Source organism: Neobacillus sp. FW104-15D2 (assembly GCF_058790155.1).
The window spans coordinates 26,694-52,100 of sequence record NZ_JBYTCJ010000027.1; the positions used below are offsets into that span (position 1 = coordinate 26,694).

Below are 25,407 nucleotides of genomic sequence, written 5' to 3' on the forward strand. Positions count from 1 at the left end.
TATATAGCAGAACAGGTTAGCGGCGAAAAGTAAAGAGACCGCATCTAATACGCAGTCTCCGCAATCTTCATTATGTAGCTTGATATCAGGATCCGATTAGTTTGATTACTGTTGCGATGATAAACATTAGAGCAAAGAAGCCGAATGAAACGCCAAAGCCTACCCCTGAATCAATAGCGTCATTACGCTTGCTCTGAACGTTTTTTTCAAATTCGTTCATAATCTACCCCTCCTATTTCCATTATAGTATAAGACATTCGAGAAAAAAAATCTAGCATCCCCTTTCTGTTTTCCTTTACTGACAAGAGTTAACACAAATACTTATTAGCCTGTTGGCTAAAAATAAAAGTACATCAGGAATCCCGTCGTCAGAGTAAGTTCCCGGGACTCATTTTGCCGGCGTTCACTATAGATAGGGAATTGGCTTCCAAAAGGGAGGTCAATTCCCTCTTGGGTTTTTTCTATTCCCAAATCGGAAGTTCTTGGTAAAGCTGAATTTACCCTCATTTTTGAAGAATTAACCCTTGTAAAAATGTCCAAGCTTCTTTACCATTAATATGTGTTATTCGGAGAAACAGGGGGAGCTTATTGACAAATGGTAATAGATGTTTGGAAACAAATAAGGCAAAAACAAATTGCTCCCATATATTTAGTATATGGACCGGAAGCGTTCCTGATAAATGAAACAAAGCAGCTGCTAATTGATCAGGTATTAGAGGAAGATGAAAAAGATTTTAATCTGTCGGTGTATGATCTTGAAGAGACACCCATAGAGATTGCTTTGGAAGATGCTGAAACTTTTCCTTTCCTGGGAGAAAAAAAATTAATCTTTTTACATAATCCTGCTTTTTTAACGTCTGAAAAAGTAAAGGAAAAAACAGAACACCAGTTATCTCGGCTTGAACGTTATCTAGAAGAGCCTGCACCTTATTCTGTCATTGTTATCTCGGCACCTTACGAAAAATTAGATGAGCGGAAAAAGATTACAAAGGAGCTGAAGAGAAAAGCTGTTACGGTAGAAGCGAAAAAGCTTAATGAACATGAACTGAAGAAATGGATTCAAGAAAGAGCACACTCAAATGGAGTGGAAATAGAGCCAGGGGCTATTGAACTAATGATTTCTTTATCAGGTACCAATATGTTCATGCTTGCGAGTGAAGTGGATAAGCTTGCTTTGTATCCAAAAGAGGAGCCAGTAATTGATGCGGAGCTTGTTGAAAAGCTCGTTTCAAGATCACTTGAACAGAATATTTTTACTCTAATTGAAAAAGTTGTTCAGCGTAAAATGGATGAGGCCCTAAGAATTTATTACGATCTTTTGAAACAAAACGAGGAGCCAATAAAAATATTAGCTCTTCTTTCCGGACAGTTTCGGTTAATTTACCAGGTAAAAGAGCTTTCGAGAAGAGGGTATGGACAGCAGCAGATGGCAGGGTATCTGAAAGTACACCCGTTCAGGGTCAAACTGGCCGCTGGACAGGCTGCAAAGTTTACGGATGAGGAACTTGCAGCCATAATGGAAACCTTGGCTGAAGCGGATTATCAAATGAAAACCGGCGGTATGAATAAATCACTTCTTGTAGAGTTGTTTTTGTTCAAGTTAAAAAGATAAATTTCCAACCCGGCGGCAGCCGGGTTTTTTGATGATAAAGTGTAAAAGCATTCAATCAAAAAAAACGATTCCTGAGGGAATCGTTTTTTAAACGAACGCTGTATTATAGAGCGTTGATTTTTTTAGCAAGACGAGATTTTTTACGAGCAGCAGCATTCTTATGGATTAGACCTTTAGCTGCAGCTTTGTCTAATTTTCTAGCCGCTTCTGCAAATACTTCTTTAGCAACCGCGCTGTCATTGTTTACAACGGCAGCATCAGCTTTTTTAACAGCAGTACGCATTGCAGATTTAGCAGTTGTATTTTGAGCGTTACGATCTTCGCTTGTTTTAACACGCTTAATAGCAGATTTAATGTTTGGCATTCCATTCACCTCCTACAAAGAATCGAGACTATATGAACTCGACTTTAAACATTCACAATTATTATCAGAACAAATGATATTCTATCAAACAGACGCACATATTGCAATACCATAGGGCTAATTTGATTGAAAACATAAGTGTAATCCCTGAATGTTTTTTCGGAAAAAGGCAATGATAGGAAATAGTTTCAGGATTTTTTCTAAAAGAATGGAATGAAGGGAATGAAATACATGAAAGACTCTCTGGATTTAAGCAAGTATTCAGTCAGGACAGACCTTGCCATTGAAGCAAATGAAATGGCGCTTGCACAAAGATTTTCCACTGTACAGGAACAGGAAAATCTTTCACAGATAAAAGGGGTAATTATTAAAGAGAAAGATATAGATGATATAAAAATTTCGATGGTTGAAATTACGCCTGAGGGAGTTCAGGAGATCGGGAAAAAAGCCGGGCGTTACCTGACGATTGAAGTAACTGGCATCAGAGACCAAGATAGCGAGCTGCAGCAAAAGGTAGAAAAAGTTTTTGCTGAGGAATTCGCGAAATTTTTAACTGGTATTGGCATTAGTAAAGATGCTTCCTGCCTTGTCGTAGGTCTGGGAAACTGGAATGTAACGCCAGATGCCCTCGGTCCGATTGTTTGTGAAAATCTTCTTGTTACCCGCCATTTATTTGAACTGCAGCCGCAAAGCGTAGAAGAGGGCTATCGGCCTGTTAGCGCATTGGCACCTGGGGTTATGGGTTTGACTGGAATTGAGACTAGCGACATCATCTTTGGTGTCGTCGAAAAAACGAAGCCAGATTTTGTTATTGCAATTGATGCGCTTGCATCACGTTCAATTGAAAGAGTGAATTCCACTATTCAAATATCGGATACCGGAATTCATCCTGGCTCAGGTGTGGGTAATAAGCGAAAAGAACTTAGTAAGGAGACTCTAGGAATACCTGTAATAGCAATTGGTGTTCCAACAGTAGTCGATGCGGTTTCAATCACCAGTGACACAATTGATTTTATTTTAAAACATTTTGGCAAGGAACTGAAAGAAGGGGACCGTCCTTCCCGAGCTTTGGCACCAGCCGGGATGAACTTTGGAAAACGAAAAAAGCTTACCGAGGAAGATATGCCTGAAGAGCAACATAGGAAAACTTTCCTTGGGATCATTGGGACATTGGAGGAAGAAGAGAAACGCAGACTAATTTACGAGGTTCTTTCTCCTCTTGGTCACAACTTAATGGTTACACCAAAAGAAGTTGATGTCTTTATTGAAGATATGGCTAATTTAATTGCATCAGGGCTTAATTCATCTCTTCATCATGCTGTGGATCAGGATAACACTGGGTTCATGACTAGATAAATTTAAAATATTCATATCAAGGGGTAGGGGAAAAGGAATCATAGGGCATTTAGTGACCCCTACTGTAAATAGAGGAGCAAAAGGGGTAAGGAGATCCTCCGTTACCCCTGTACTTCTGTAATTAAATACTGATAACAAAGCATTTTACATAATACTTATAAATGAATGTTTCAGAAGATATTGCCGACTCTCTTAATAATTGGTTCTGACAAATCTAGTAACGTCATATGATTTACTAGAATTGTTTTGAGAGGTGGAAACATGAAACAGACCAGGATATCCGGCACTTTTGTAGCAATACAAGGGACAACCATTCTAAAATTAGTAGGGCTTCTGTTGTTGTTTATGTTTATTATTTTTTCAATCAGCGGGCTTTTGACTTCTATAAAGCCCCAATACAGACCTGCATCATCCTCCGTAAACGAAGCGGCCAATAATGTAAATGGTGAATTGCTCTATCAATTAATGGGCTGGGAAAACCACCATTTTCTGAAATCAGAAAGAGACATAACCGCAGGGCCAAAAATGGCCAACCTTATTTTTAAACTATCATCAAATATTAATTTAAATGATCCGCGAAGCCTTCTGGGCCGTGAACTTCCCGGTTTTGACCAATTTGATGGGCAAATTCTTGTTGCCGGTGAAGGGGCCAATTATACTAACATGCCCATGGAATCAGCCCCGCCTGTTGAAATTATGGAGGCTGAACGTGAAGCTTCCCTGCAAAATTTAGACAGCCTAAATAAACCTAATGACAGCACCTCTTCTCCAGCACCTTCACAAACAACTGAAGGCAGAAAAGTAGTTTATCTTTATTTCACCCATAACCGAGAATCCTACTTGCCGTATCTAAAAGGAGTAACGAATCCTAATTTGGCTTACCACTCCAAAATCAATGTAAGTATGGTAGGGGATAAACTTAAGGAAAGCCTTGAGTCAAGGGGAATTGGAACTGCAGAAGATAAAACTGATGTAATGGGTAACTTTGTGAAAAAAGGATTGAAGATGCCAGTTGCCTATCAGGAATCAAGACCGCTGGTCCAAGCCGCTATGGCTTCCAACAGGGATTTACAATATATTATTGACATACACAGGGATTCGAGGCGAAAAGACCAAACAACGGTTATGATCAATGGCAAAGCTTATGCCAAGCTCTCCTTTGTTATCGGGGGGAAAAACCCCAATTATGAACAAAACCAAAAAATTGCAACAGACCTACATCGTCTCCTAGAAAAAAAATACAAGGGTCTTAGCTGGGGAGTTATTCTTAAAAAGGACCCGGGGTCAAACGGGAAATACAATCAAGATTTAAATGGGAAATCTCTTTTAATTGAATTTGGCGGTGTTGATAATACATTTGAAGAATTAAATCGATCAGCCGATGCTCTTGCCGACGTTTTTTCCGAGTATTATTGGCAGGCAGAAAAAGTAAATGGCACTGGCGGAACTGAAAATAAAATGAAACAGTAAAGAGAGGCGATTTTTGTGAAAAAGTTTATGTTAAAAAGTCTGTTGATTGCTGCTCTCATGTTTATTTCAGTTTTGGCCGGGATGCAGATAGCCAATGACGGAATTCATGAAATGAAAGGCTATAAGGCTGAAGGATTTTCAAAAGCCGCTGGCCTGGAGAATGGGGAGAACGGTGAAATAAATGCCTCTCTTTTAGGAAACGAAATTACAGCACATGACCTTAAGGAGAAAAAACAGCAGCTTGAAGATATCCAGGGCTCGAATCTTTTCTCTGTTACGGGTAAAAAAATTACAAAGGGAATATCTACGGCTTCGAAAAAAATCATAAACTCCATAACCGGAGAATAAATAATCATTCCAAAGTGGTGCAGCTTGCTGCATCACTTTTTTAGAATGAATAAGAAAAGTACAGTCCTAAAAAGTGGAAGGTGGAAAAAGAGGGAATTTTGGTTTTCGTTGAATCTTAACAACCGTGCTGATATAATCAAAAATAGTGTATATCGTGCGAGTATAGTAGGAGTGAACTACCATGAATAGAGAAGATAAACTTAAAAGACAATCCAAAATAAGAAATTTTTCCATAATAGCCCATATTGATCACGGCAAATCTACGCTTGCCGACAGAATCCTCGAGAAAACAAATGCCTTATCATCCAGAGAAATGAAAGCTCAGCTTCTGGATTCCATGGATCTGGAAAGGGAACGTGGCATTACAATTAAATTAAATGCAGTTCAGCTAAAATATGCAGCTAAGGATGGAGAAGAATATATCCTGCATCTGATTGATACCCCGGGGCACGTCGACTTTACCTACGAGGTATCCCGCAGCCTTGCGGCATGTGAAGGAGCAATCCTGGTTGTAGATGCAGCTCAGGGAATTGAGGCTCAGACACTTGCTAATGTATATTTGGCATTGGATAACGACCTGGAAATCTTACCGGTCATTAATAAAATTGACCTTCCTAGTGCCGACCCGGAGAGAGTTCGAAATGAAATTGAAGAGGTAATTGGACTAGATGCTTCAGAAGCAGTATTAGCTTCTGCAAAAGCGGGAATTGGTATTGAGGAAATTTTGGAACAGGTCGTTGCAAATGTGCCTGCTCCAACTGGAGACCCTGAGGGACCTTTGAAGGCGCTCATTTTTGATTCTCTATATGATGCTTATCGCGGAGTAGTCGCCTATATTCGAGTAGTTGAAGGGTCAGTAAAAGCCGGAGACAAAATTAAGATGATGGCAACCGGAAAAGAGTTTGAAGTAATTGAAGTTGGAGTATTTACGCCAAAATCTACTTTATGTGATGAATTGACGGTTGGAGATGTTGGATTCCTTACAGCAGCCATTAAAAATGTAGGGGATACAAGAGTCGGTGATACGATTACAAATGCTAAAAACGGCTCAACTGAGGCATTACCTGGTTACCGTAAAATGAATCCGATGGTATATTGCGGACTATATCCAATCGATACTGCGAAGTTTAATGACTTGAGAGACGCGCTTGAAAAGCTTCAGTTGAATGACGCAGCTTTACAGTTTGAGCCTGAAACCTCCCAGGCATTAGGATTTGGATTCCGGTGTGGATTTTTAGGTTTGCTTCACATGGAAATTATACAGGAGCGTATTGAACGCGAATTTAAGATTGATTTAATTACAACAGCTCCAAGCGTTATTTATCACGTTATTATGACTAACGGCACTGAAATTTCTGTAGATAACCCTTCGAATTTACCTGATCCTCAGAAAATTGAACGGGTTGAAGAGCCATATGTTAAAGCAACGATGATGGCACCTAATGAATATGTAGGAGCGATCATGGAACTCTGTCAGCAAAAACGGGGAATCTTTGGTGATATGCAGTACCTTGATCAAAACCGTGTCAGCATCGTTTATGAGCTGCCACTGGCGGAAATAGTCTACGATTTCTTCGATCAATTAAAATCAGGAACAAAAGGCTATGCTTCATTTGATTATGTTTTAATTGGGTACAAGCCTTCCAAGCTTGTCAAGATGGATATTCTGCTAAATGCGGAGAAAGTAGATGCCTTGAGTTTTATTGTTCACAACGATTTTGCTTACGACCGTGGAAAGGTTATCGTAGAAAAACTGAAGGAATTAATTCCAAGACAGCAGTTCGAGGTACCTGTCCAAGCAGCCGTTGGCCAAAAAATCATTGCTCGTTCAACCATAAAATCGATGGGCAAAAACGTACTGGCTAAATGTTACGGCGGAGATATATCCCGTAAACGTAAGCTATTAGAGAAACAAAAAGAAGGTAAAAAACGGATGAAACAAGTAGGATCCGTTGAAGTGCCTCAAGAAGCCTTCATGGCGGTATTGAAAATGGATGATAATAATCCAAAGAAATAAAGTCTATAGAGAGAGGTTAGACTTACCTGCTTCAGGGATTCTAGCCTCTTTTTTTATCGTATAGGAAATTATAGATTTTTACCTTGTGGATAACTCCGAACTAGGTTATTGTAATCTAGCTTCAGCGCCCAGCCCCTCGGGGTCATAAGCCAAATCACTTCAGAAATCAGGATTTCCTACGTGATTCGTCTTATACCTGTTGGAGGCCCACAGGATGTGGGTCAGGAAGGCGTTGCCACAGGACGTGGTGATTTTAGCCTTTCATCATTAAAGTAGGGCGCTTGCGCCTTTTGTTTTTAAAGGCTCTGTCAAGCAATGGGGCAGGTCGTATAAGGCATTTAGAGGGTGCTAGCTTCTTAGTATCCCTGCGGAAAAAGGGCTCGCAAGGCCGCGCAGCGAGGCCTAGTAAGATATCAGGTGCTTAAGCCAGTCAAAAATTTTGGTTGAAAAAGTGTAGAAAATAGGGAAGTGAAAGCATGATACAGACAGCATATATCCATATTCCATTTTGTGAGCATATTTGTCATTATTGTGATTTTAACAAGGTCTTCTTGAAGGGACAGCCTGTTGATGAATATTTAAGGGCAATGGACAGGGAGATGGAGCTTACATTGGAAAAATACGGTTCAGGGCCGCTCCAAACCATTTTTGTGGGGGGAGGAACGCCAACCTCTTTAAACGAAAGGCAATTGGAACAACTATGCAGCAGCATCCATAAGAATTTAAAATTGGCTGCCGGAGCAGAGTTTACCTTTGAGGCTAACCCTGGTGATCTTTCATTTGAAAAACTAAAAGTCCTAAAGGATGCAGGGGTAAACCGGCTCAGTCTCGGAGTTCAAACTTTTAATGATGAATTACTAAAATCAATTGGACGCGTTCACAGAGCTAAGGATGTATTTAACACGATAGAAAAGGCGAAAAATGCTGGATTTGAAAATATAAGTATTGATTTAATATACAGCCTTCCGGGGCAGACTTACGATGATTTTAAAGATTCATTACAAACAGCCTTCAGTCTTGATATACAGCACTATTCAGGCTATTCTCTCATCATTGAGCCGAAAACCGTTTTTTATAACCTAATGCGAAAGGGCAAACTTCCTCTCCCGGGTGAAGATATTGAAGCAGCCATGTATGAATTATTAATGGAAGAAATGGCTAAACATGGATTTAAACAATATGAAATCAGTAATTTTTCCCTGCCGGGATACGAGAGCAGGCATAATCTTACCTATTGGAACAATGAAGAGTACTTTGGGTTTGGGGCCGGAGCCCATAGCTATACGGACGGCTGGAGAAATTCCAATATTGGACCATTAAAGAAATATATGGACCAAATTAGCAGTGGCAGTTTGCCCGTATTAGATGAACATCTAGTGACCCTCCCTGAAAAAATGGAGGAAGAGATGTTCCTGGGCCTAAGGAAAACAGAAGGTGTTTCCATTCAAGGTTTTACAGAAAAATTTAATCGGGATCTCATGATAACCTATGGCAAAGAAATTAAACAGCTGCATGAAAGAGGCTTGATTGAAACAGAGGCTGGAAGGGTCTTATTAAGCAAAAAAGGACGAATGCTTGGAAATGAAGTATTCCAAATGTTTTTAGGAGTATCAAATTAGTTTAAAAGCAAGCTTATTAAATTAAAGTCAATATTCCGTTAGGCTTTTCCCTTAGCTTTCATCACTTCAAGAATCTAAAAAGCTGTTGATAAAATGAGGCTTTTCGGGACCGGCAATATTTTCCGACATTCCTTCTGTATTTCTTGATATGAAATCATTGACACCTTCCCACCTTTTTTGATAATTTATTATTAGATTTAGCACTCGGTTCATAGGAGTGCTAACAGAGGTGATGAATGTTGTTAACAGATCGTCAATTGTTGATTCTCCAGGTAATTGTTGATGACTTTATTCGATCTGCACAACCTGTCGGCTCAAGGTCTTTGTCGAAAAAAGAAGAGATTTCTTTTAGTTCGGCAACGATCCGAAATGAGATGGCTGATCTCGAAGGATTGGGCTTTATTGAAAAGACCCATTCTTCCTCAGGGCGGGTTCCGTCGGAAAAGGGCTATCGCTATTATGTCGACCATTTGCTGTCGCCAAAAAGGCTCAACCAACAAGATATTACGACAATAAAGTCCATATTTGCAGAGCGGATTTATGAATTTGAAAAGATTATTCAAAGGTCGGCAAAAATTCTGTCGGAATTAACCAACTATACTTCCATTGTGCTCGGCCCTGCCGCAGGCATTAATAAACTTAAAAGGATTCAGATAATCCCTTTAAATAAAGAAACGGCTATTGCGATCATCGTTACGGATACAGGGCATGTCGAAAACAGGACATTCCATCTGCCTCCTGCAATTGACCCTTCCGACCTGGAAAAGACGGTTAATATTCTAAATGAACGCTTGGCCAATGTGCCGCTCGAAGAACTTAATGATAAGATTTTTAAGGAAGTGGCCATGCTTTTAAAACAGCATATCCACAACTATGATTTTCTGCTCTATGGTATCGCTGAGGCTTTCAAAATGCCTGTAAGTGAAAAATTATTCTTTGGCGGAAAAACCAATATGCTGAGCCAGCCTGAATTTCATAATGATATCTCAAAAATAAGAAGTCTTCTAAACATGATCGAGGAAGAAGACCGGGTCTTTGATTTAATACGAAAAAATCCAGCGGGGATTAATGTTAAGATTGGCAGGGAAAATGATATTAGCGCGATGGAAAATTGCAGTCTGATAACTGCCACTTATTCTGCTGGTAAAGAAAATCTAGGCACTATCGCTATACTAGGTCCAACAAGGATGGAATATTCCCGTGTTATAGGTCTGCTTGAATTCTTAAGCAAGGACTTATCATCACTTTTATCAAAATTGTATCAAACCAACTAACGCTGGAAATAGTGTTTAAGGGTGGAATGCCTTATTCCACCCCATTTACATGACTATTAGCTTTTAAAAGTAAATTTTAAATGCCTGTATTTTTGTTTCCGGGTATCTTTTAAAGATTTAAGTGAAAAGTTTTGCTTTAAGGGAGGTGAGTAAGTTGACAGAAGAAAAAAACACTCTAAATGAAGATTTAAATAACGAGAATGCTGAACTTACCGAAGAGGCTGAAGCTGGATCCATTTTTGGAGAAGCAGAAGAATCTGCAGATATAGATAAGACAGAAGGGCTGGAAGAGCAGCTTCGCCAGGCCGAAGAAAACAACAATCAATTGGAGAAGAAACTTGAGGAAGCGGAAAACCGCTTGCTAAGACTTCAGGCTGATTTCGATAATTTCCGCCGCCGCACCCGGCTGGATGCGGAAGCAAGCGAGAAATACAGAGCTCAGTCCCTAATCTCTGATCTTCTTCCAGCTCTTGACAATTTTGAAAGAGCGCTTAAGGTTGAAACAGAAGATGAACAGACAAAGTCATTGCTGCAGGGGATGGAAATGGTTTATAAAGGTCTTCTGGATGCATTGAAAAAAGAAGGCGTGGAACCAATTGAATCCGTGGGGAAAGAGTTTGATCCTTATCTTCATCAGGCTGTTATGCAGGCTGAAGATGAAAACTACGGGCCGAATACAGTAATTGATGAATTCCAAAAGGGTTATATTTTGAAGGACAGAGTAATCCGTCCATCCATGGTAAAAGTAACCCAATAAACGAACTTACATATTTTGACGGGAGGAAAAACAATATGAGCAAAATCATTGGTATCGACCTTGGTACAACCAACTCATGCGTAGCCGTCCTTGAAGGCGGAGAACCAAAAGTTATTCCAAATCCAGAGGGAAACCGTACAACTCCATCAGTTGTAGCTTTCAAAAATGGTGAGCGACAGGTTGGTGAGGTGGCAAAGCGTCAGGCCATTACTAACCCTAATACTATTATTTCAATAAAACGCCATATGGGCACAGCTCACAAAGAAGACATCGAAGGTAAAGGATATACTCCACAGGAAATCTCAGCTATTATCCTTCAATATTTGAAGTCTTATGCTGAAGATTATCTTGGAGAGCCTGTAACAAAGGCTGTAATTACAGTTCCTGCTTACTTCAATGATGCAGAACGTCAGGCAACAAAGGATGCCGGCAGAATTGCAGGACTGGAAGTAGAACGTATTATTAACGAGCCTACAGCAGCGGCTCTGGCATATGGTCTGGATAAAATGGAAGAAGATCAGACCATTCTTGTTTATGACCTTGGCGGTGGTACTTTTGACGTATCCATCCTTGAACTGGGAGATGGCGTTTTCGAGGTTAAGGCAACTGCAGGTGATAACCGTCTTGGCGGTGACGACTTTGACCAAAAAATCATTGATTATTTGGTAGAACAGTTTAAAAAAGAAAATGGCATTGACCTTTCACAGGATAAAATGGCGCTTCAACGCTTGAAGGATGCTGCAGAAAAGGCAAAGAAGGACCTTTCCGGCGTTTCTTCTACACAGATTTCCTTGCCATTTATTACTGCAGGTGCAAGCGGTCCGCTTCACCTTGACGTCTCTATGACAAGAGCGAAGTTTGATGAACTTACTGCAGATCTTGTTGAACGTACAATGGGACCAACTCGTCAGGCTATGTCTGATGCTGGATTAACTTCAGCAGAGATCGATAAAGTTATTCTTGTCGGCGGATCAACTCGTATTCCTGCTGTTCAGGAAGCAATTAAAAAAGCGACTGGTAAAGAGCCTCATAGAGGTGTAAATCCTGATGAAGTTGTTGCAATGGGTGCAGCTATCCAGGGCGGCGTTCTTACAGGTGATGTTAAGGATGTTGTATTGTTAGACGTAACGCCGCTATCACTTGGTATTGAAACAATGGGCGGAGTATTTACAAGATTGATTGACAGAAATACAACCATCCCAACTTCTAAATCACAAATTTTCTCAACTGCTGCAGATAGCCAAACTGCTGTTGACATACACGTATTGCAGGGCGAACGTCAAATGGCTGCGGACAATAAAACACTTGGCCGCTTCCAGTTAAGCGATATTCCACCAGCACCACGCGGTGTACCACAAATCGAAGTAACGTTCGATATCGATAAAAACGGAATTGTAAATGTACGTGCGAAAGATCTTGGCACTAACAAAGAGCAGCAAATTACTATTAAATCTTCTACCGGATTATCAGATGATGAAATTCAAAAAATGGTAAGAGAAGCTGAGGAAAATGCTGAGGCTGACAAGAATCGTAAGGAAGAAGCAGAGCTTCGCAATGAAGCAGATCAGCTTGTTTTTACTACTGAAAAAACATTGAAAGACCTTGAAGGCAAAGTAGATGCAGCAGAAGTTGCAAAAGCAAACGAAGCAAAAGACGCTCTTAAGGCAGCGATTGAAAAGAACGATCTTGCCGAAATGCGCAGCAAAAAAGACGCATTGCAGGAAATTGTTCAAAATCTCTCTGTTAAGCTATACGAAGAGGCAGCTAAGCAAGCCCAGGCACAGCAGGGAGCACAAGATCAGGGAGCTGCGGGCGGCAAGTCTGATGACATTATTGATGCAGATTTTGAAGAAGTAAAAGACGACAAATAATCATTTAGCAGATAAGGAAAAGTCGAAGTCAGTCCTAATGACTTTGACTTTTTCTATGATATAGGAGCATTGTAAGTATTTAAAAAGAATGATAATGGCATAGGGCAGTCATTAGCTTAGACACGAAAAACCCTTTGTTCTTTTGTTGCCTTATTTATGCGTACAGTGTTACAATAATCTTTATGTGAAGATTCGGGAGTGGTAATCATGAGTAAGAGGGATTACTATGAAGTGCTGGGAATAGAAAAGAGTGCTTCTAAGGATGAAATCAAGAAGGCGTATCGCAAGCTTTCAAAGAAATATCATCCGGACATTAATAAAGAGCCGGATGCAGCCGACAAATTTAAAGAAGTAAAAGAGGCCTACGAAACATTAAGTGATGACCAAAGCCGCGCTCACTATGACCAATTTGGACATACAGATCCGAACCAGGGATTTGGGGGCTTCGGCGGAGGCGGAGGCGGAGATTTTGGCGGTTTCGGCGGTTTTGAAGATATTTTCAATACCTTCTTTGGCGGTGGGGGCGGAGGCAGACGCCGCGATCCGAATGCGCCAAGACAGGGAGCAGACCTTCAATATGATATGACTATTTCCTTTGAAGAGGCTGCCTTTGGAAAAGAGACTGATATTGAAATACCACGTGAAGAGAATTGCGAGACATGCGGCGGTACTGGAGCAAAACCGGGAACCAAGCCGGAAACATGTCAGCATTGCCATGGTACCGGCCAGCTGAATATTGAGCAAAATACTCCATTTGGACGTATTGTTAATCGCAGAGTCTGCCAGCATTGTAATGGTACAGGTAAAGAGATTAAACATAAGTGCTCCACTTGTGGAGGCGCAGGTAAAGTAAGAAAACGGAGAACTGTTCGCGTCAAAGTTCCGGCTGGAATTGATGACGGTCAGCAGCTAAGGATGACAAGCCAAGGTGAACCGGGTACCAACGGTGGCCCGGCAGGAGACCTTTATATTGTGTTCCATGTAAAACACCACGAGTTTTTTGAAAGACACGGCGATGACATTGCATGTGAAATGCCTATCACTTTTGTTCAGGCATCACTTGGTGATGAGATTGAAGTTCCGACCCTTCATGGAAAGGTTAAGCTTAAGATTCCATCAGGCACCCAAACAGGAAAAATATTCCGATTATCTGGGAAGGGAATTCCGAATGTACGCGGCTATGGAACAGGCGATCAGCATGTAAAGGTGAGAGTTTTAACTCCTACTAAATTGTCGGATAAACAAAAGCAGCTGCTAAAGGAATTTGCGGAGATTAGCGGTACCGCACCACTAGGGGACCATGAGGAAAGTTTTTTTTCAAAGGTGAAAAGAGCATTTAAAGTTGATTGAATAAGGATTGGAGTTGGCAGAGATGAAATGGTCTGAATTCAGCATTCATACCACAAATGAAGCGGTTGAGCCGATTTCTCATATTTTACATGAGGCTGGCGCAAGTGGAGTCGTTATTGAAGATCCATTTGAACTTATTAAGGAGCGGGAAGATCAATTCGGCGAAATCTACCAACTCGATCCAAACGATTATCCTGAAGAAGGCGTTATCGTGAAGGCTTACTTGCAAGTTAATAGCTTTCTAGGGGAAACGGTTGAAGAAATAAAAGATTCAATTAACAATCTTATCATTCACAATATAGATATAGGTTTAAATAAGGTAACCATAAGCGAAGTCAATGAAGAGGAATGGGCCACAGCCTGGAAGAAATATTACCATCCAGTAAAAATATCTGAGAAATTCACAATTGTTCCTACATGGGAGGAATACAGCCCGGTAAACAGTGACGAATTGATTATCGAGTTGGATCCCGGAATGGCTTTTGGAACAGGGACCCATCCTACAACAGTAATGTGCATCCAGGCCCTTGAAAGAACAGTGAAGAAGGGTGATTATGTAATTGATGTAGGAACTGGCTCTGGAGTTTTGAGTATTGCAGCGGCTATGCTCGGAGCAAAAGAAGTACGCGCATTTGACCTTGACGAAGTTGCAGTCACGAGTGCAAGACTGAATTTGAAACTTAATAAAGTTCATCAAGTTGCTTCTGTATCACAGAATAACCTTCTCGATGGAGTTGAAAGGGATTGTGCAGAAGTTGTAGTAGCGAACATTCTTGCCGAGGTTATCCTGCGTTTTACTGATGATGTAGCCAGGGTTGTAAAACAAAATGGTTACTTCATTGCTTCAGGGATCATTAACCAGAAAAAGGATCAAGTGAAAGATGCTCTGGCAGAAGCGGGATTTGAGATCACAGAAACAATTTTAATGGAAGACTGGGTAGCTCTTATTGCAAAAAGAAAATAAGGTTGCTTTGAGGGGTAGTCAATTACCCCTCTTTGTTTCTTTTTAGAACTTGTTTTTTCATGGTTTGGCTTTTGTTTCTATTTTTTAGTAAAATAAATTTACTTTAGGTTTTTAGATTGAGCGGGGTGCAGCGCATGCAGCGATACTTTGTAAAACAATCGGTTAACAATCAGCGGTTTGTCCTTGGTGAAGAGGACCGGCATCATATTCTGAAAGTGATGAGAATGGGACCAGGGGATAAAATAATTTGTGTTGATCCAAATGGGAAAAGTGCTGTTTGCGAGATTGCAGAAATTACCGATGAACAAGTAGCAGCAAACGTAGTACAATGGATTGATGAAACATCCGAACTTCCGGTAAAAGTTACAATTGTTAGCGGTCTGCCTAAAGGGGACAAGCTGGAGTGGATTATCCAAAAAGGAACAGAATTGGGAGCTTATGAATTTGTCCCTTTTGCTGCTGCCCGCTCCGTTGTAAAATGGGAAGAGAAGAAGGCTGCGAAAAAAGTAGAGCGCTGGCAGAAAATTGCCAAGGAAGCCGCAGAACAGTCTCATCGAAATCATATTCCTGAGGTTCTTTCTCCACTAAGCTTTAAAGAGATGATCCAAAAAAGCAAAGCCTATGATCTAAAATTGGCTGCATTTGAGGACGAAAGCAGAAACGGTGAAGTCTCTGTATTCTCATCTACTCTTTCCAGTATGAAAAAAGGCGAATCTCTTATGATGGTTTATGGTCCTGAAGGCGGTTTAACCGACCAGGAAATTTCAATGTTAAAAGAATATGGTTTTCAAACATGCGGATTGGGTCCCAGGATCCTTCGTACGGAAACTGCCCCGCTATATACTCTTGGAGCAATTTCCTATCATTTTGAATTAATGGGGTGAGTTTACATGTCAACAGTTGCGTTTCATACTCTCGGATGCAAGGTGAACCACTATGAAACTGAAGCCATCTGGCAATTGTTTAAGCAAGAAGGTTATGAGAGGGTAGATTTCGAATCATCCTCAGATGTATATATAATCAACACATGTACTGTTACTAATACAGGTGATAAAAAAAGCCGTCAGGTTATCAGGAGAGCTGTAAGAAAGAATCCTGATGCCGTTATTTGTGTAACTGGCTGCTATGCTCAAACCTCTCCTGCAGAAATAATGGCTATACCTGGTGTAGACATTGTTGTAGGTACCCAGGATCGGGTTAAAATGCTGGGATATATTGAGCAATATAAGCAGGAACGCCAGCCAATCAATGGCGTGCGTAATATTATGAAAAACCGTGTCTATGAAGAACTGGATGTTCCAGCTTTTACTGACCGTACCCGCGCCTCTTTGAAAATTCAGGAAGGCTGTAATAATTTCTGTACTTTCTGTATAATTCCCTGGGCACGCGGCTTAATGAGATCCCGTGATCCACAAGAGGTTATCCGCCAGGCACAACAGCTGGTTGATGCCGGTTATAAGGAGATTGTCCTGACTGGTATTCATACAGGCGGTTACGGCGAAGACATGAAAGATTACAATCTGGCTATGCTGCTTAGAGAGCTAGAATCCGAAGTTAAAGGCCTTAAACGCCTTCGAATCTCTTCAATTGAAGCTAGCCAAATTACAGACGAAGTCATTGATGTGATTAATGATTCAAAAATCATTGTCCGCCATCTTCATATACCAATTCAATCCGGTTCTAATACAGTTTTAAAGAGAATGCGCCGAAAATATACAATGGAGTTTTTCGGAGAAAGACTGGAGCGCCTAAAGGAAGCTCTTCCTGGTCTTGCCGTTACCTCTGATGTTATTGTTGGTTTCCCTGGTGAAACAGAAGAAGAATTTATGGAAACATATAATTTTATAAAAGAACATAAATTTTCAGAACTTCACGTTTTCCCTTATTCCAAGCGAACTGGAACTCCAGCAGCAAGAATGGACGACCAGGTAGATGAAGAAGTGAAAAACGAAAGGGTACACCGCCTCATTGCACTCTCTGACCAGCTTGCCAAGGAATACGCTTCACAGTTTGAAAATGAAGTTCTTGAAGTAATTCCGGAAGAGGAATTTAAAGAAAAGAACAATTCTGGTTTGTATGTAGGTTACACTGACAACTACCTGAAGGTTGTTTTCCCTGCTACAGAAGAAATGGTCGGACAAATTGTTAAAGTAAAAATTACCAAAGCGGGTTATCCATATAACAAGGGACAATTTGTCCGTGTTATGGATTACTCAATTGAAAAAGCAGAAGCTGTAATATAAAGAAGATGCCGTTCCTTTCAGGGAGCGGCATTTTTGTTTTAGCTAATCAGAACTTATATCCCTAAATTCTGAACGCACGACGGACAGGATAAGGAAGGCTTCGTGAGCATTATCATCGCACGAAGGAAAAGCTCCTGCTTTTCCGAGGAAGTCCTAGTCAGGCGAAAGGCACAGGACAAGGAAAGCTTCGTCAGCTTTGCCTCGCACGAAGAAAAAGCATAGCTTTTTCGAGGATGTGCCGATTTGGGCGTGATAAGTAAAACTAGGGCATCCGCCAAAGGGAATTGGCGAATGCCAAGTTTTTCTAAAAAGCAGGTTCTCTTCAATTAGGTGAGTTAAAAATTATAGGCTGTCTGAATGAAGTTCATCTCTGACTCTGGAGGATAAAAAAATATTAGCGAGTCTGAATGATGTCTTGCGAAGAAACAGGAAGACAAGAGCCCAAGGAGGCACCAGCGAGTTGGCTTGGGATTTCATCAGAGGGAAAAGAAGGTCAAGAGGATGTGGGTCAGAACGCATTGCCAGAGGAAGTGGTGACTTTAGCCTTTCATTCCTATTAACATAACAGGAACTTGCGCACGGCCTAAAAGGCAACATACAGTTAACATAGTCAAAAAAGAGAACAAAGAGTTTATTTTTCTGCCGTTTATTTTGGGTATAGTAAATAAGAAAAAACTATTACCGGAAAGGCAAGATGACAAATGTTGAATAATATCGCCGGAATGATAGATCATACACTTTTAAAAGCAGATGCAACTAAAAATCAGATTGAAAAGCTTTGTGAAGAAGCCAGAGAGTATCAGTTTGCGTCTGTATGTGTAAATCCCACATGGGTTTCAACCGCTTCTAAACTGCTCCAGAACAGCAATGTAAAGGTGTGCACTGTTATTGGCTTCCCTTTAGGGGCGACAACCTCAGAGACGAAAGGTTTTGAAGCAAAGGATGCCATTGAAAAGGGAGCCCAAGAGGTAGACATGGTAATAAATATCGGTGCCCTTAAGGATGGAAATGATGAACTCGTTGAAAAAGATATACGCACTGTTGTAGACGCTACGAGAGGTAAGGCATTAACGAAGGTTATAATTGAAACATCTTTGCTTAATGAAGAAGAAAAGGTCAAAGCTTGCCAGCTTGCTGTTAAAGCCGGGGCGGACTATGTAAAAACCTCCACGGGTTTTTCGGCAGGTGGGGCTACCATAGAAGATATTGCTTTAATGAGAAAAACTGTAGGTCCCGATATTGGCGTTAAAGCTTCAGGGGGAGTGCGAAACACCGAAGATACACAAAAAATGGTGGAAGCAGGTGCAACGAGAATTGGTGCGAGTGCGGGTGTAGCAATCGTCAAGGGAATGCAGGGGGATACGGATTACTGATGTTAGCTATATATTCAAAAAAGACGGCGTAACGGCCGTCTTTATAATTTTAGTGAAAAGGATATCTACGGCTCGGAAATTGCCGTGTTTTCTTTATTTATGCACCCTCATTATAAAGTGTCCAAACCTATTTGCAAAAGGAAGCATGATTATTGAAGTTGCTACATTAAAAATAACACTTATATGAGCCAGCTGAACATCCTTACTGGATGCGAGCTCAGGTGCGATATTGGCAAGCCAGGGGATCAGAGGGATGAAAGCCAGAACACCGAATACATTCAGCCAGACATGTGCAAAAGCAGCCAGCTTCGCTTCTTTTCCGCTTCCAATTGCCGCAGCCAGGGCAGTAATGCAAGTTCCTATGTTTGCACCAAGCATTACAGCTATTCCTGCTTCCAAATTCAATATTCCTCCAGTTAAAAAGCCCATAGCAATTCCCGTCATTGCTGTACTTGATTGAATAATGGAGGTTAAAATCGCACCGGCTATAACACTGAAAAAAATGCTGCCATTTAAGGACAACAGACTTTTATGGATAAAAGGGACACTTGTTAATGGCCCGGATAATGACTCAAACCCCTTCATGGCTGTAAATACAGAGGCAATTCCAAATATCAGCATTCCTATACTTCTGGCGGTTCTATTTTTTAATAAAATTAAGACGGCTCCTGTTACTCCAAGCGGGATTAGCGCATGATCGAGATTGAAAGTAATTAGCTCCGTTTTAAATGTTGTCCCAATATTGGTTCCTAGAATAATCCCAATTGATTGCGGAAAGGTCATAATCTTTGCAGAGATTAAACCAATGGTGAGTACCATGACCGTTGAGCTGCTTTGGACAAGAGCTGTAATAAAAGTACCTGTTAACATGCCCTTTAATGGCGTGCTGGTAAGTTTCTTCAGCCAAGTCTTCAGTTTATCTGCTGATAAATTGAACATGCCAATCCTGACAATGGTCATTCCAAATATAAATAAACCGATGCATAAAATGAATAATAAAAGATAAAGCATAAACGTCCAGCCCCTCCCTGTTTAAAGCTTATTTCAGGACAAGCCAGGACATGCCATTAAAAAAATCCAGCAATAAATATAGTTGTAAAAAAAATATGTATAAAGGTGGCATCTATTATGTTTTTTCAGTTGACCTTGCCACGCGGTTATATTATAATTGCAAAGTACATGGAAAACCATGTCTCTGATGTGAGTGTGTTGTGTTCGGAGGGAGGGAAAGAGAATGTCTAAAACCGTCGTTCGTAAAAACGAATCGCTTGAAGATGCTCTTCGTCGCTTCAAACGTACAGTTTCTAAAACTGGTACTTTGCAAGAAGCTAGAAAGCGCGAATTCTACGAAAAGCCTAGTGTAAAACGTAAAAAGAAGTCTGAAGCAGCCAGAAAACGTAAGTTCTAAGAGAGGGTGTAAATAATTGAGTCTTCTCGAGCGTTTAAATAATGAAATGAAGCAAGCGATGAAAAACAAAGACAAAGACAAACTCTCTGTTATTCGGATGATCAAAACCTCGATACAGAATGAAGCAATCAAGCTTGGCAGAGATCTATCTGAAGAAGAGGAATTGACTGTCCTTTCTCGCGAAATGAAACAACGCAAAGACTCCCTCAACGAATTTGATAAAGCGGGTCGTCCTGACCTGGTTGAAAAATTGCAGACTGAAATTGCAATTGTAGAACTTTATATGCCGGAACAGCTTTCTGAAGAAAAGGTTTCAGGAATTGTAAAAGAAACGATTGAAGAAACAGATGCAAAATCAAAAGCTGATATAGGGAAAGTGATGGCTGCCATAATGCCTAAAGTTAAGGGCAAAGCAGATGGATCACTTGTAAATAAACTTGTGCAACAACACCTATCATAAAACCAACAACAACAAGGCCGCAAGCAGATGCTTGCGGTTTTTCACTTTTTACATACTATTAAAACTTAAGGCTCTATTTCTTCTTTAACAGAAAAATAATTTAAGTTTTGCGAAACTTTGCGAATCTTTTAACGTAAGTATTATTGTCAGGATAAGGAAGGAGGCCGGTTTATGGCTGGCTGGATTACGGATCCCATAACCATTACGGTTTTATTGAGTATTGCTGGGATGGCTATGGTACTTGAGCTTTTTTCTCCTCGTATCGGATTGCCTGGTTTGGTAGGGATGGCAGCGCTTATTTTATTTTTTTACGGGCATTTTGCCGCAGGTCTTGCCGGAACAGGAACAATTTTATTGTTTATCGCGGGAATTGTTCTTATATTCCTTGAGTTTTTTCTTCCTGGAGCGGTTGCCGGAACAGCTGGTATAGCCGCATTAGTTGGAAGCCTGTTTTGGGCGGGAGAAAACACCTTTCAAATGGCCATATCTATTATTATTGCTTTATTTTTTTCCATTGTGCTTTTCATTTTATTAATTAAGGTTTTTCACCAAAAAATGGTTCTTTTTAACCGTATGGTTCTAATGGAGGCGGCAAGAAAGGAAGATGGCTACGTTACTAATGTAAACCGGACTGAACTTCTTGGGCAGGAAGGAAGAGCCCTGACCGTTCTTAGGCCCTCAGGAACTGGCGTGTTTAATAAAGAAAGAATCACAGTTGTTACTGAGGGCAGTTATATTCCCCAAGACTGTCCAATAAAAGTGATAAAGGTAGAGGGTGCAAGGATTGTAGTTAGAGAAATAGAAGATAAGCTTTCAAAAAAATAGGGGGTAATTAAATGGGTACTGAAACTGTATTTTTAATAGCTATTATTATTGTCGGTATCATACTGCTTGGGGTTCTTTTGTCTTTTGTACCTGTCATGCTATGGATATCAGCATTAGCTGCCGGAGTTCGAATCAGCATTTTTACTTTGATAGGAATGAGGCTTCGCCGCGTAACGCCGAGCCGTGTTATTATTCCACTCATTAAGGCTCAAAAAGCGGGACTGAATGTGACTACAAACCAGCTCGAAAGCCACTATTTAGCGGGCGGAAACGTAGATCGGGTTGTTAACGCACTTATTGCTGCACATCGAGCCAATATCGAATTATCATTTGAGCGTTGTGCAGCTATCGACCTTGCAGGCAGGGATGTTCTCGAGGCCGTACAGATGAGTGTAAACCCGAAAGTTATTGAAACTCCTTTTATTGCGGGCGTTGCTATGAACGGAATTGAAGTTAAGGCTAAAGCAAGAATAACCGTCCGTGCCAATATTGAGCGTTTAGTAGGTGGAGCGGGTGAAGAAACGGTAGTTGCACGTGTAGGTGAAGGGGTGGTTTCGACTATTGGTTCCTCCGATAGCCATAGTAAAGTTCTTGAAAATCCAGACTTGATTTCTCAAACGGTTTTATCAAAAGGGCTTGATGCCGGAACAGCTTTTGAAATCCTCTCCATTGATATAGCGGATGTGGATATCGGTAAAAATATTGGGGCTGAACTTCAGACAGAGCAGGCGGAAGCAGATAAAAAGATTGCACAGGCAAAGGCAGAAGAACGCAGGGCTATGGCTGTTGCAACAGAGCAGGAAATGAAGGCAAAGGTCCAGGAAATGAGAGCAAAAGTGGTAGAAGCCGAGGCCGAGGTGCCACTTGCCATGGCGGAAGCGTTAAGATCGGGAAAAATGGGCGTCATGGATTATATGAATTATAAAAATATATCTGCTGATACCGATATGAGAGGTTCTATCGGAAAAATGACTGGTAATAAAAAGGATGAGCAATAATAGCTTACTCCTTAATCATGCCCTGTCAGAAGGGAGGAGAGCTTCCTGGAAGGTTTAGTGTTCATAGCTATAATTGTAATTTCGGCCATTTACAGCATGAAAAAAGATAAAGCTGGACGTAATAATAAGGGGACCCGATCATTTTTCTCAGAAATAAAGGAAAGAATCGACCCAGTACCCATAAAGAAACCTCAGCAGCCAAAACGTCAGGCTGCTGCAGCTGCAGCCAAAACGTGGCAGGATAGGGAACTGCAGAACAGTCTTGAAAAAGAATACAACGAGAAAAAAAGAGAAATAGAAAGAAAACCATTAATCAGTAAAAATGAAATAACTTCCAAAGCGGCAGATGAAACAGAGGCTGACAATCCTTCTCTGCATGTTGATAAACAAAGCCTTGTAAATGCAATTATATGGACTGAAATTTTGGGCCCACCCCGGTCCAAAAAATCCTTTTTTCAGAAACGCCATTGAAAACCCCACTATTTTCCTTAGAAAAATGGTGCTAGAACCTTCTTTCATTTCATAAATATGAGATGAAAGGGGGTTCTTTTTTTATGGCAAAAAAATGGGGCCAACGTGTTCGCAATTGGATGGCAGATAAAATGGATCTTCCTCAAGATGTCATGATGGATTTACCCCGGATCACGATGATCGGACAAATACACGTATATATCGAAAACCACCGAGGTTTATTGGGGTTTACTGACTCTGAAGTAAGGCTGCTTTTAAAGCAAGGGCAGCTTTTAATAAAGGGAAAGGCATTAGTAATAAAAACCATTTTGCCCGAAGAAATTTTATTGGAAGGAAAAATAGATCAAGTCATTTATTTAAATGAAACAGGGGGACAAAAATGAAGAACCAGTGGCTTGAATTTTTTTATGGCAGTGTAACTGTAAGGGTTGAAGGAAAGGGAATAGAAAGATTCTTAAATGTGCTTATACGAAACGGATTGCATGTATGGAATGTTAAAAGACATGGAAGCGGTACTGCTACATTTACAATGAGGCTGCGGGATGCTCTCCAAATAAGAAGGTATGCAAGACACAGTGATTGCTCTATTGGCTTTTTAAGACGAAATGGTGCCCCATTTCTTGTTAAGAGAATCTTTAAAAACAGCGGATTTTTTCTGGGAGCTGTTGCCTTTTTCCTCATAATTATTGTTTTATCAAACAGTATATGGGGGATCGAAATAAAGGGGGCCAAGCCTGCAACGGAATATAAAATACGCAAGGAATTGGACCATATGGGAATAAAAGTTGGAAAGTTTCAATTTACTGTAGATAGTGTTGAAAGTATCCAACGAAAGCTTACCAATAATATTGGCGCCATCACGTGGGTAGGTGTGGAATTAAAGGGGACAACCTATCATTTTCAGGTTGTAGAAAAAAAACAGCCCAAGGACCCTAAAGTTTTGGCGCCTCAAAACCTTATTGCTAAAAAGAAAGCAATTATTGTAAAGAGGTTTGTTGAAAGAGGAAAACCGGTAGTTGATCTCAATGATCATGTTGAGGCAGGGCAACTTCTTGTTTCGGGATTAATCGGTAAAGAAGACGGACCTACGCAGGCTGTTGCAGCAAAGGGTGAAATACTTGGAGAAACCTGGTATAAAAGTTATGTTGAATTGCCGCTGCAAACCCGCTTTAAAGTTTATAACGGGAAAGAGCAGCAAAAACATTCACTCTTAATTGGAAAATTTGAATTGCCAATATGGGGTTTTCAAAAGGTGAAGTTTCGGGAATATGAAACAGAAAAGAATGATCATGCAATACACTTTTTTAAATGGAGCTTGCCGATTTCATATATAAATAGGACTTTTCGAGAGAAAGAAGACATTATCCGAACGTATTCAAAAGAGGAAGCCATTAAAGAGGCAATGGAAATTGCAAAAAAAGATATAAAAAAACGACTTGATGAAGATGCTACGATTAAGGACACAAAAATTTTACATGAGGCATTTCAGAATGGTAAAGTAACATTATCAATTCACTTTAAGATTTACGAAAATATTGCAAAGGGACAACCCATAACCCAAGGAGACCTTATGAATGACTGAAAAGTTAGAAACAATCAATGTGCAGCTTGAAAATCCAAATGAGGCAATGACTCTCTTTGGAACTGCCGATTCAAACCTTAAAATTATTGAAGAAGACCTTAAAGTTACAATCGTTACTCGTGGAGAATCTCTCAGCCTGTCTGGAGAAACTGAAGATGTGGAACTTGCAAGCCGGGTGCTGGACAGATTACTTTTTGTTATACGAAAAGGAGTCAGCATTAGCCAGAGAGATGTTACTTACGCTGTTCAAATGGCGCAAAAAGGAACACTTGAATATTTTGAAAATCTTTATGATGAAGAAATAGCAAAAACAGTAAAAGGAAAGTCCATTAGGATTAAAACGCTTGGACAGCGCATTTATATATCTGCAATCAAAGAAAATGACCTGGTTTTTAGTATAGGGCCTGCCGGTACCGGTAAAACCTATTTGGCTGTTATTATGGCAGTAAATGCCTTGAGGAATGGACAGGTCAACAAGATTATCCTTACACGCCCAGCTGTCGAGGCGGGTGAAAGCCTTGGTTTTCTTCCGGGAGACCTGAAGGAAAAGGTGGATCCTTATTTAAGGCCGCTCTACGACGCTCTTCATGACGTTTTAGGCATGGAGCATACCCAAAGGCTTATGGAGAGGGGAACGATTGAAATCGCTCCGTTAGCTTATATGAGAGGACGGACACTGGACGAAGCATTTGTTATTCTGGATGAAGCCCAAAATACGACTCATGCACAAATGAAAATGTTCCTGACCCGTCTTGGTTTCAGTTCACGAATGGTCATTACAGGTGATCGTTCTCAGGTAGATCTTCCAAAAGGTGTTAAATCCGGACTGATTGTAGCAGAGGAAATTTTAAAGGATGTAAAGGGCATTTCTTTTATTTATCTTGATAAAAGTGATGTTGTTCGCCATCCGCTGGTTGCCAGAATTATTGACGCTTACGAGAAAAACTTATAGAACATTTTACACCCAGGGCTGTTCAGTTTTTGAGCGGCCTTTTCTATTTGCTCATAATTATGAGTCACAGTGCTTGTTTTCTTATTTAAGGTG

25 protein-coding genes are annotated in these 25,407 nt (G+C 40.5%); 22 read left to right on the forward strand and 3 right to left on the reverse strand.

Annotated features, from left to right (window positions below; all coding sequences use genetic code 11):
* Positions 1–85 precede the first annotated feature (85 nt).
* A complete protein-coding gene (locus AC3WR0_RS19090; RefSeq protein ID WP_027319982.1) occupies positions 86–220 on the reverse strand; it encodes a YqzM family protein in 135 nt (44 codons plus the stop codon).
* Between the two features lie 375 nt (positions 221–595).
* Between AC3WR0_RS19090 and holA the strand changes: the two genes are divergently transcribed.
* Positions 596–1,612 (forward strand): DNA polymerase III subunit delta, encoded by a 1,017-nt coding sequence (gene holA / locus AC3WR0_RS19095; RefSeq protein ID WP_492553805.1) that lies wholly within the window; start codon positions 596–598, stop codon positions 1,610–1,612.
* Between the two features lie 103 nt (positions 1,613–1,715).
* Here the strand turns inward: holA and rpsT are convergent, their stop codons facing one another.
* Positions 1,716–1,976: a 30S ribosomal protein S20 gene (rpsT, locus tag AC3WR0_RS19100; protein WP_166025074.1), complete on the reverse strand. Its 261-nt coding sequence runs from the start codon at positions 1,974–1,976 to the stop codon at positions 1,716–1,718.
* Positions 1,977–2,207: 231 nt separating this feature from the next.
* Here rpsT and gpr point away from each other — a divergent pair, with 231 nt between their 5' ends.
* The 13 genes from gpr to deoC all read left to right on the forward strand — a co-directional run bounded on the left by gpr (position 2,208) and on the right by deoC (position 18,618).
* On the forward strand, positions 2,208–3,332 hold the full coding sequence (gene gpr, locus AC3WR0_RS19105; RefSeq protein ID WP_492553842.1) for a GPR endopeptidase: 1,125 nt from the start codon (positions 2,208–2,210) through the stop codon (positions 3,330–3,332).
* A gap of 261 nt (positions 3,333–3,593) precedes the next feature.
* Entirely contained in the window at positions 3,594–4,802 is a 1,209-nt protein-coding gene (gene spoIIP, locus AC3WR0_RS19110; protein ID WP_492553806.1) for a stage II sporulation protein P, read from the forward strand.
* A 15-nt stretch (positions 4,803–4,817) separates the two neighbouring features.
* A complete protein-coding gene (locus AC3WR0_RS19115) occupies positions 4,818–5,150 on the forward strand; it encodes a DUF3679 domain-containing protein (protein WP_492553807.1) in 333 nt (110 codons plus the stop codon).
* 181 nt (positions 5,151–5,331) lie between these two features.
* Positions 5,332–7,167: a translation elongation factor 4 gene (lepA, locus tag AC3WR0_RS19120; protein ID WP_492553808.1), complete on the forward strand. Its 1,836-nt coding sequence runs from the start codon at positions 5,332–5,334 to the stop codon at positions 7,165–7,167.
* A 476-nt stretch (positions 7,168–7,643) separates the two neighbouring features.
* On the forward strand, positions 7,644–8,786 hold the full coding sequence (gene hemW / locus AC3WR0_RS19125; protein WP_492553809.1) for a radical SAM family heme chaperone HemW: 1,143 nt from the start codon (positions 7,644–7,646) through the stop codon (positions 8,784–8,786).
* 239 nt (positions 8,787–9,025) lie between these two features.
* Entirely contained in the window at positions 9,026–10,060 is a 1,035-nt protein-coding gene (hrcA, locus tag AC3WR0_RS19130; protein WP_492553843.1) for a heat-inducible transcriptional repressor HrcA, read from the forward strand.
* A gap of 154 nt (positions 10,061–10,214) precedes the next feature.
* Entirely contained in the window at positions 10,215–10,817 is a 603-nt protein-coding gene (gene grpE / locus AC3WR0_RS19135) for a nucleotide exchange factor GrpE (RefSeq protein WP_492553810.1), read from the forward strand.
* 35 nt (positions 10,818–10,852) lie between these two features.
* Positions 10,853–12,688, forward strand: a complete 1,836-nt coding sequence (gene dnaK / locus AC3WR0_RS19140; protein ID WP_492553811.1) for a molecular chaperone DnaK — start codon at positions 10,853–10,855, stop codon at positions 12,686–12,688.
* A 207-nt stretch (positions 12,689–12,895) separates the two neighbouring features.
* Positions 12,896–14,038: a molecular chaperone DnaJ gene (dnaJ, locus tag AC3WR0_RS19145; protein ID WP_492553812.1), complete on the forward strand. Its 1,143-nt coding sequence runs from the start codon at positions 12,896–12,898 to the stop codon at positions 14,036–14,038.
* Between the two features lie 22 nt (positions 14,039–14,060).
* The gene (gene prmA / locus AC3WR0_RS19150; protein ID WP_492553813.1) at positions 14,061–15,002 is read left to right on the forward strand and encodes a 50S ribosomal protein L11 methyltransferase; all 942 of its coding nucleotides are present in this window, start codon (positions 14,061–14,063) and stop codon (positions 15,000–15,002) included.
* Between the two features lie 134 nt (positions 15,003–15,136).
* The gene (locus AC3WR0_RS19155) at positions 15,137–15,886 is read left to right on the forward strand and encodes a 16S rRNA (uracil(1498)-N(3))-methyltransferase (protein ID WP_492553814.1); all 750 of its coding nucleotides are present in this window, start codon (positions 15,137–15,139) and stop codon (positions 15,884–15,886) included.
* A gap of 6 nt (positions 15,887–15,892) precedes the next feature.
* Entirely contained in the window at positions 15,893–17,245 is a 1,353-nt protein-coding gene (mtaB, locus tag AC3WR0_RS19160) for a tRNA (N(6)-L-threonylcarbamoyladenosine(37)-C(2))-methylthiotransferase MtaB (RefSeq protein WP_492553815.1), read from the forward strand.
* A 701-nt stretch (positions 17,246–17,946) separates the two neighbouring features.
* Positions 17,947–18,618, forward strand: a complete 672-nt coding sequence (gene deoC, locus AC3WR0_RS19165; RefSeq protein ID WP_492553816.1) for a deoxyribose-phosphate aldolase — start codon at positions 17,947–17,949, stop codon at positions 18,616–18,618.
* Positions 18,619–18,711: 93 nt separating this feature from the next.
* Here deoC and AC3WR0_RS19170 read toward each other — a convergent pair whose 3' ends face one another.
* On the reverse strand, positions 18,712–19,629 hold the full coding sequence (locus AC3WR0_RS19170; protein ID WP_492553817.1) for a Na/Pi symporter: 918 nt from the start codon (positions 19,627–19,629) through the stop codon (positions 18,712–18,714).
* Between the two features lie 223 nt (positions 19,630–19,852).
* Here AC3WR0_RS19170 and rpsU point away from each other — a divergent pair, with 223 nt between their 5' ends.
* From rpsU to AC3WR0_RS19210, 8 genes are all read left to right on the forward strand, one after another.
* Positions 19,853–20,026, forward strand: a complete 174-nt coding sequence (rpsU, locus tag AC3WR0_RS19175; RefSeq protein ID WP_007087607.1) for a 30S ribosomal protein S21 — start codon at positions 19,853–19,855, stop codon at positions 20,024–20,026.
* Positions 20,027–20,042: 16 nt separating this feature from the next.
* The gene (locus AC3WR0_RS19180; protein WP_492553818.1) at positions 20,043–20,486 is read left to right on the forward strand and encodes a GatB/YqeY domain-containing protein; all 444 of its coding nucleotides are present in this window, start codon (positions 20,043–20,045) and stop codon (positions 20,484–20,486) included.
* 171 nt (positions 20,487–20,657) lie between these two features.
* A complete protein-coding gene (locus AC3WR0_RS19185) occupies positions 20,658–21,311 on the forward strand; it encodes an NfeD family protein (protein ID WP_492553819.1) in 654 nt (217 codons plus the stop codon).
* A gap of 11 nt (positions 21,312–21,322) precedes the next feature.
* Positions 21,323–22,309 carry a flotillin-like protein FloA gene (floA, locus tag AC3WR0_RS19190; RefSeq protein ID WP_492553820.1) on the forward strand — a complete coding sequence of 329 codons (987 nt, stop codon included), beginning with the start codon at positions 21,323–21,325 and terminating at the stop codon, positions 22,307–22,309.
* A 57-nt stretch (positions 22,310–22,366) separates the two neighbouring features.
* Positions 22,367–22,780: a YqfB family membrane protein gene (locus tag AC3WR0_RS19195; RefSeq protein ID WP_492553821.1), complete on the forward strand. Its 414-nt coding sequence runs from the start codon at positions 22,367–22,369 to the stop codon at positions 22,778–22,780.
* Between the two features lie 83 nt (positions 22,781–22,863).
* Positions 22,864–23,163 carry a sporulation protein YqfC gene (gene yqfC, locus AC3WR0_RS19200; RefSeq protein WP_027320002.1) on the forward strand — a complete coding sequence of 100 codons (300 nt, stop codon included), beginning with the start codon at positions 22,864–22,866 and terminating at the stop codon, positions 23,161–23,163.
* A complete protein-coding gene (gene yqfD / locus AC3WR0_RS19205; RefSeq protein ID WP_492553822.1) occupies positions 23,160–24,362 on the forward strand; it encodes a sporulation protein YqfD in 1,203 nt (400 codons plus the stop codon). Before yqfC ends, yqfD begins: the two co-directional genes overlap by 4 nt.
* Positions 24,355–25,314, forward strand: a complete 960-nt coding sequence (locus tag AC3WR0_RS19210; RefSeq protein ID WP_027320004.1) for a PhoH family protein — start codon at positions 24,355–24,357, stop codon at positions 25,312–25,314. The genes yqfD and AC3WR0_RS19210 overlap by 8 nt, the downstream gene beginning before the upstream one ends.
* Positions 25,315–25,407 lie beyond the last annotated feature (93 nt).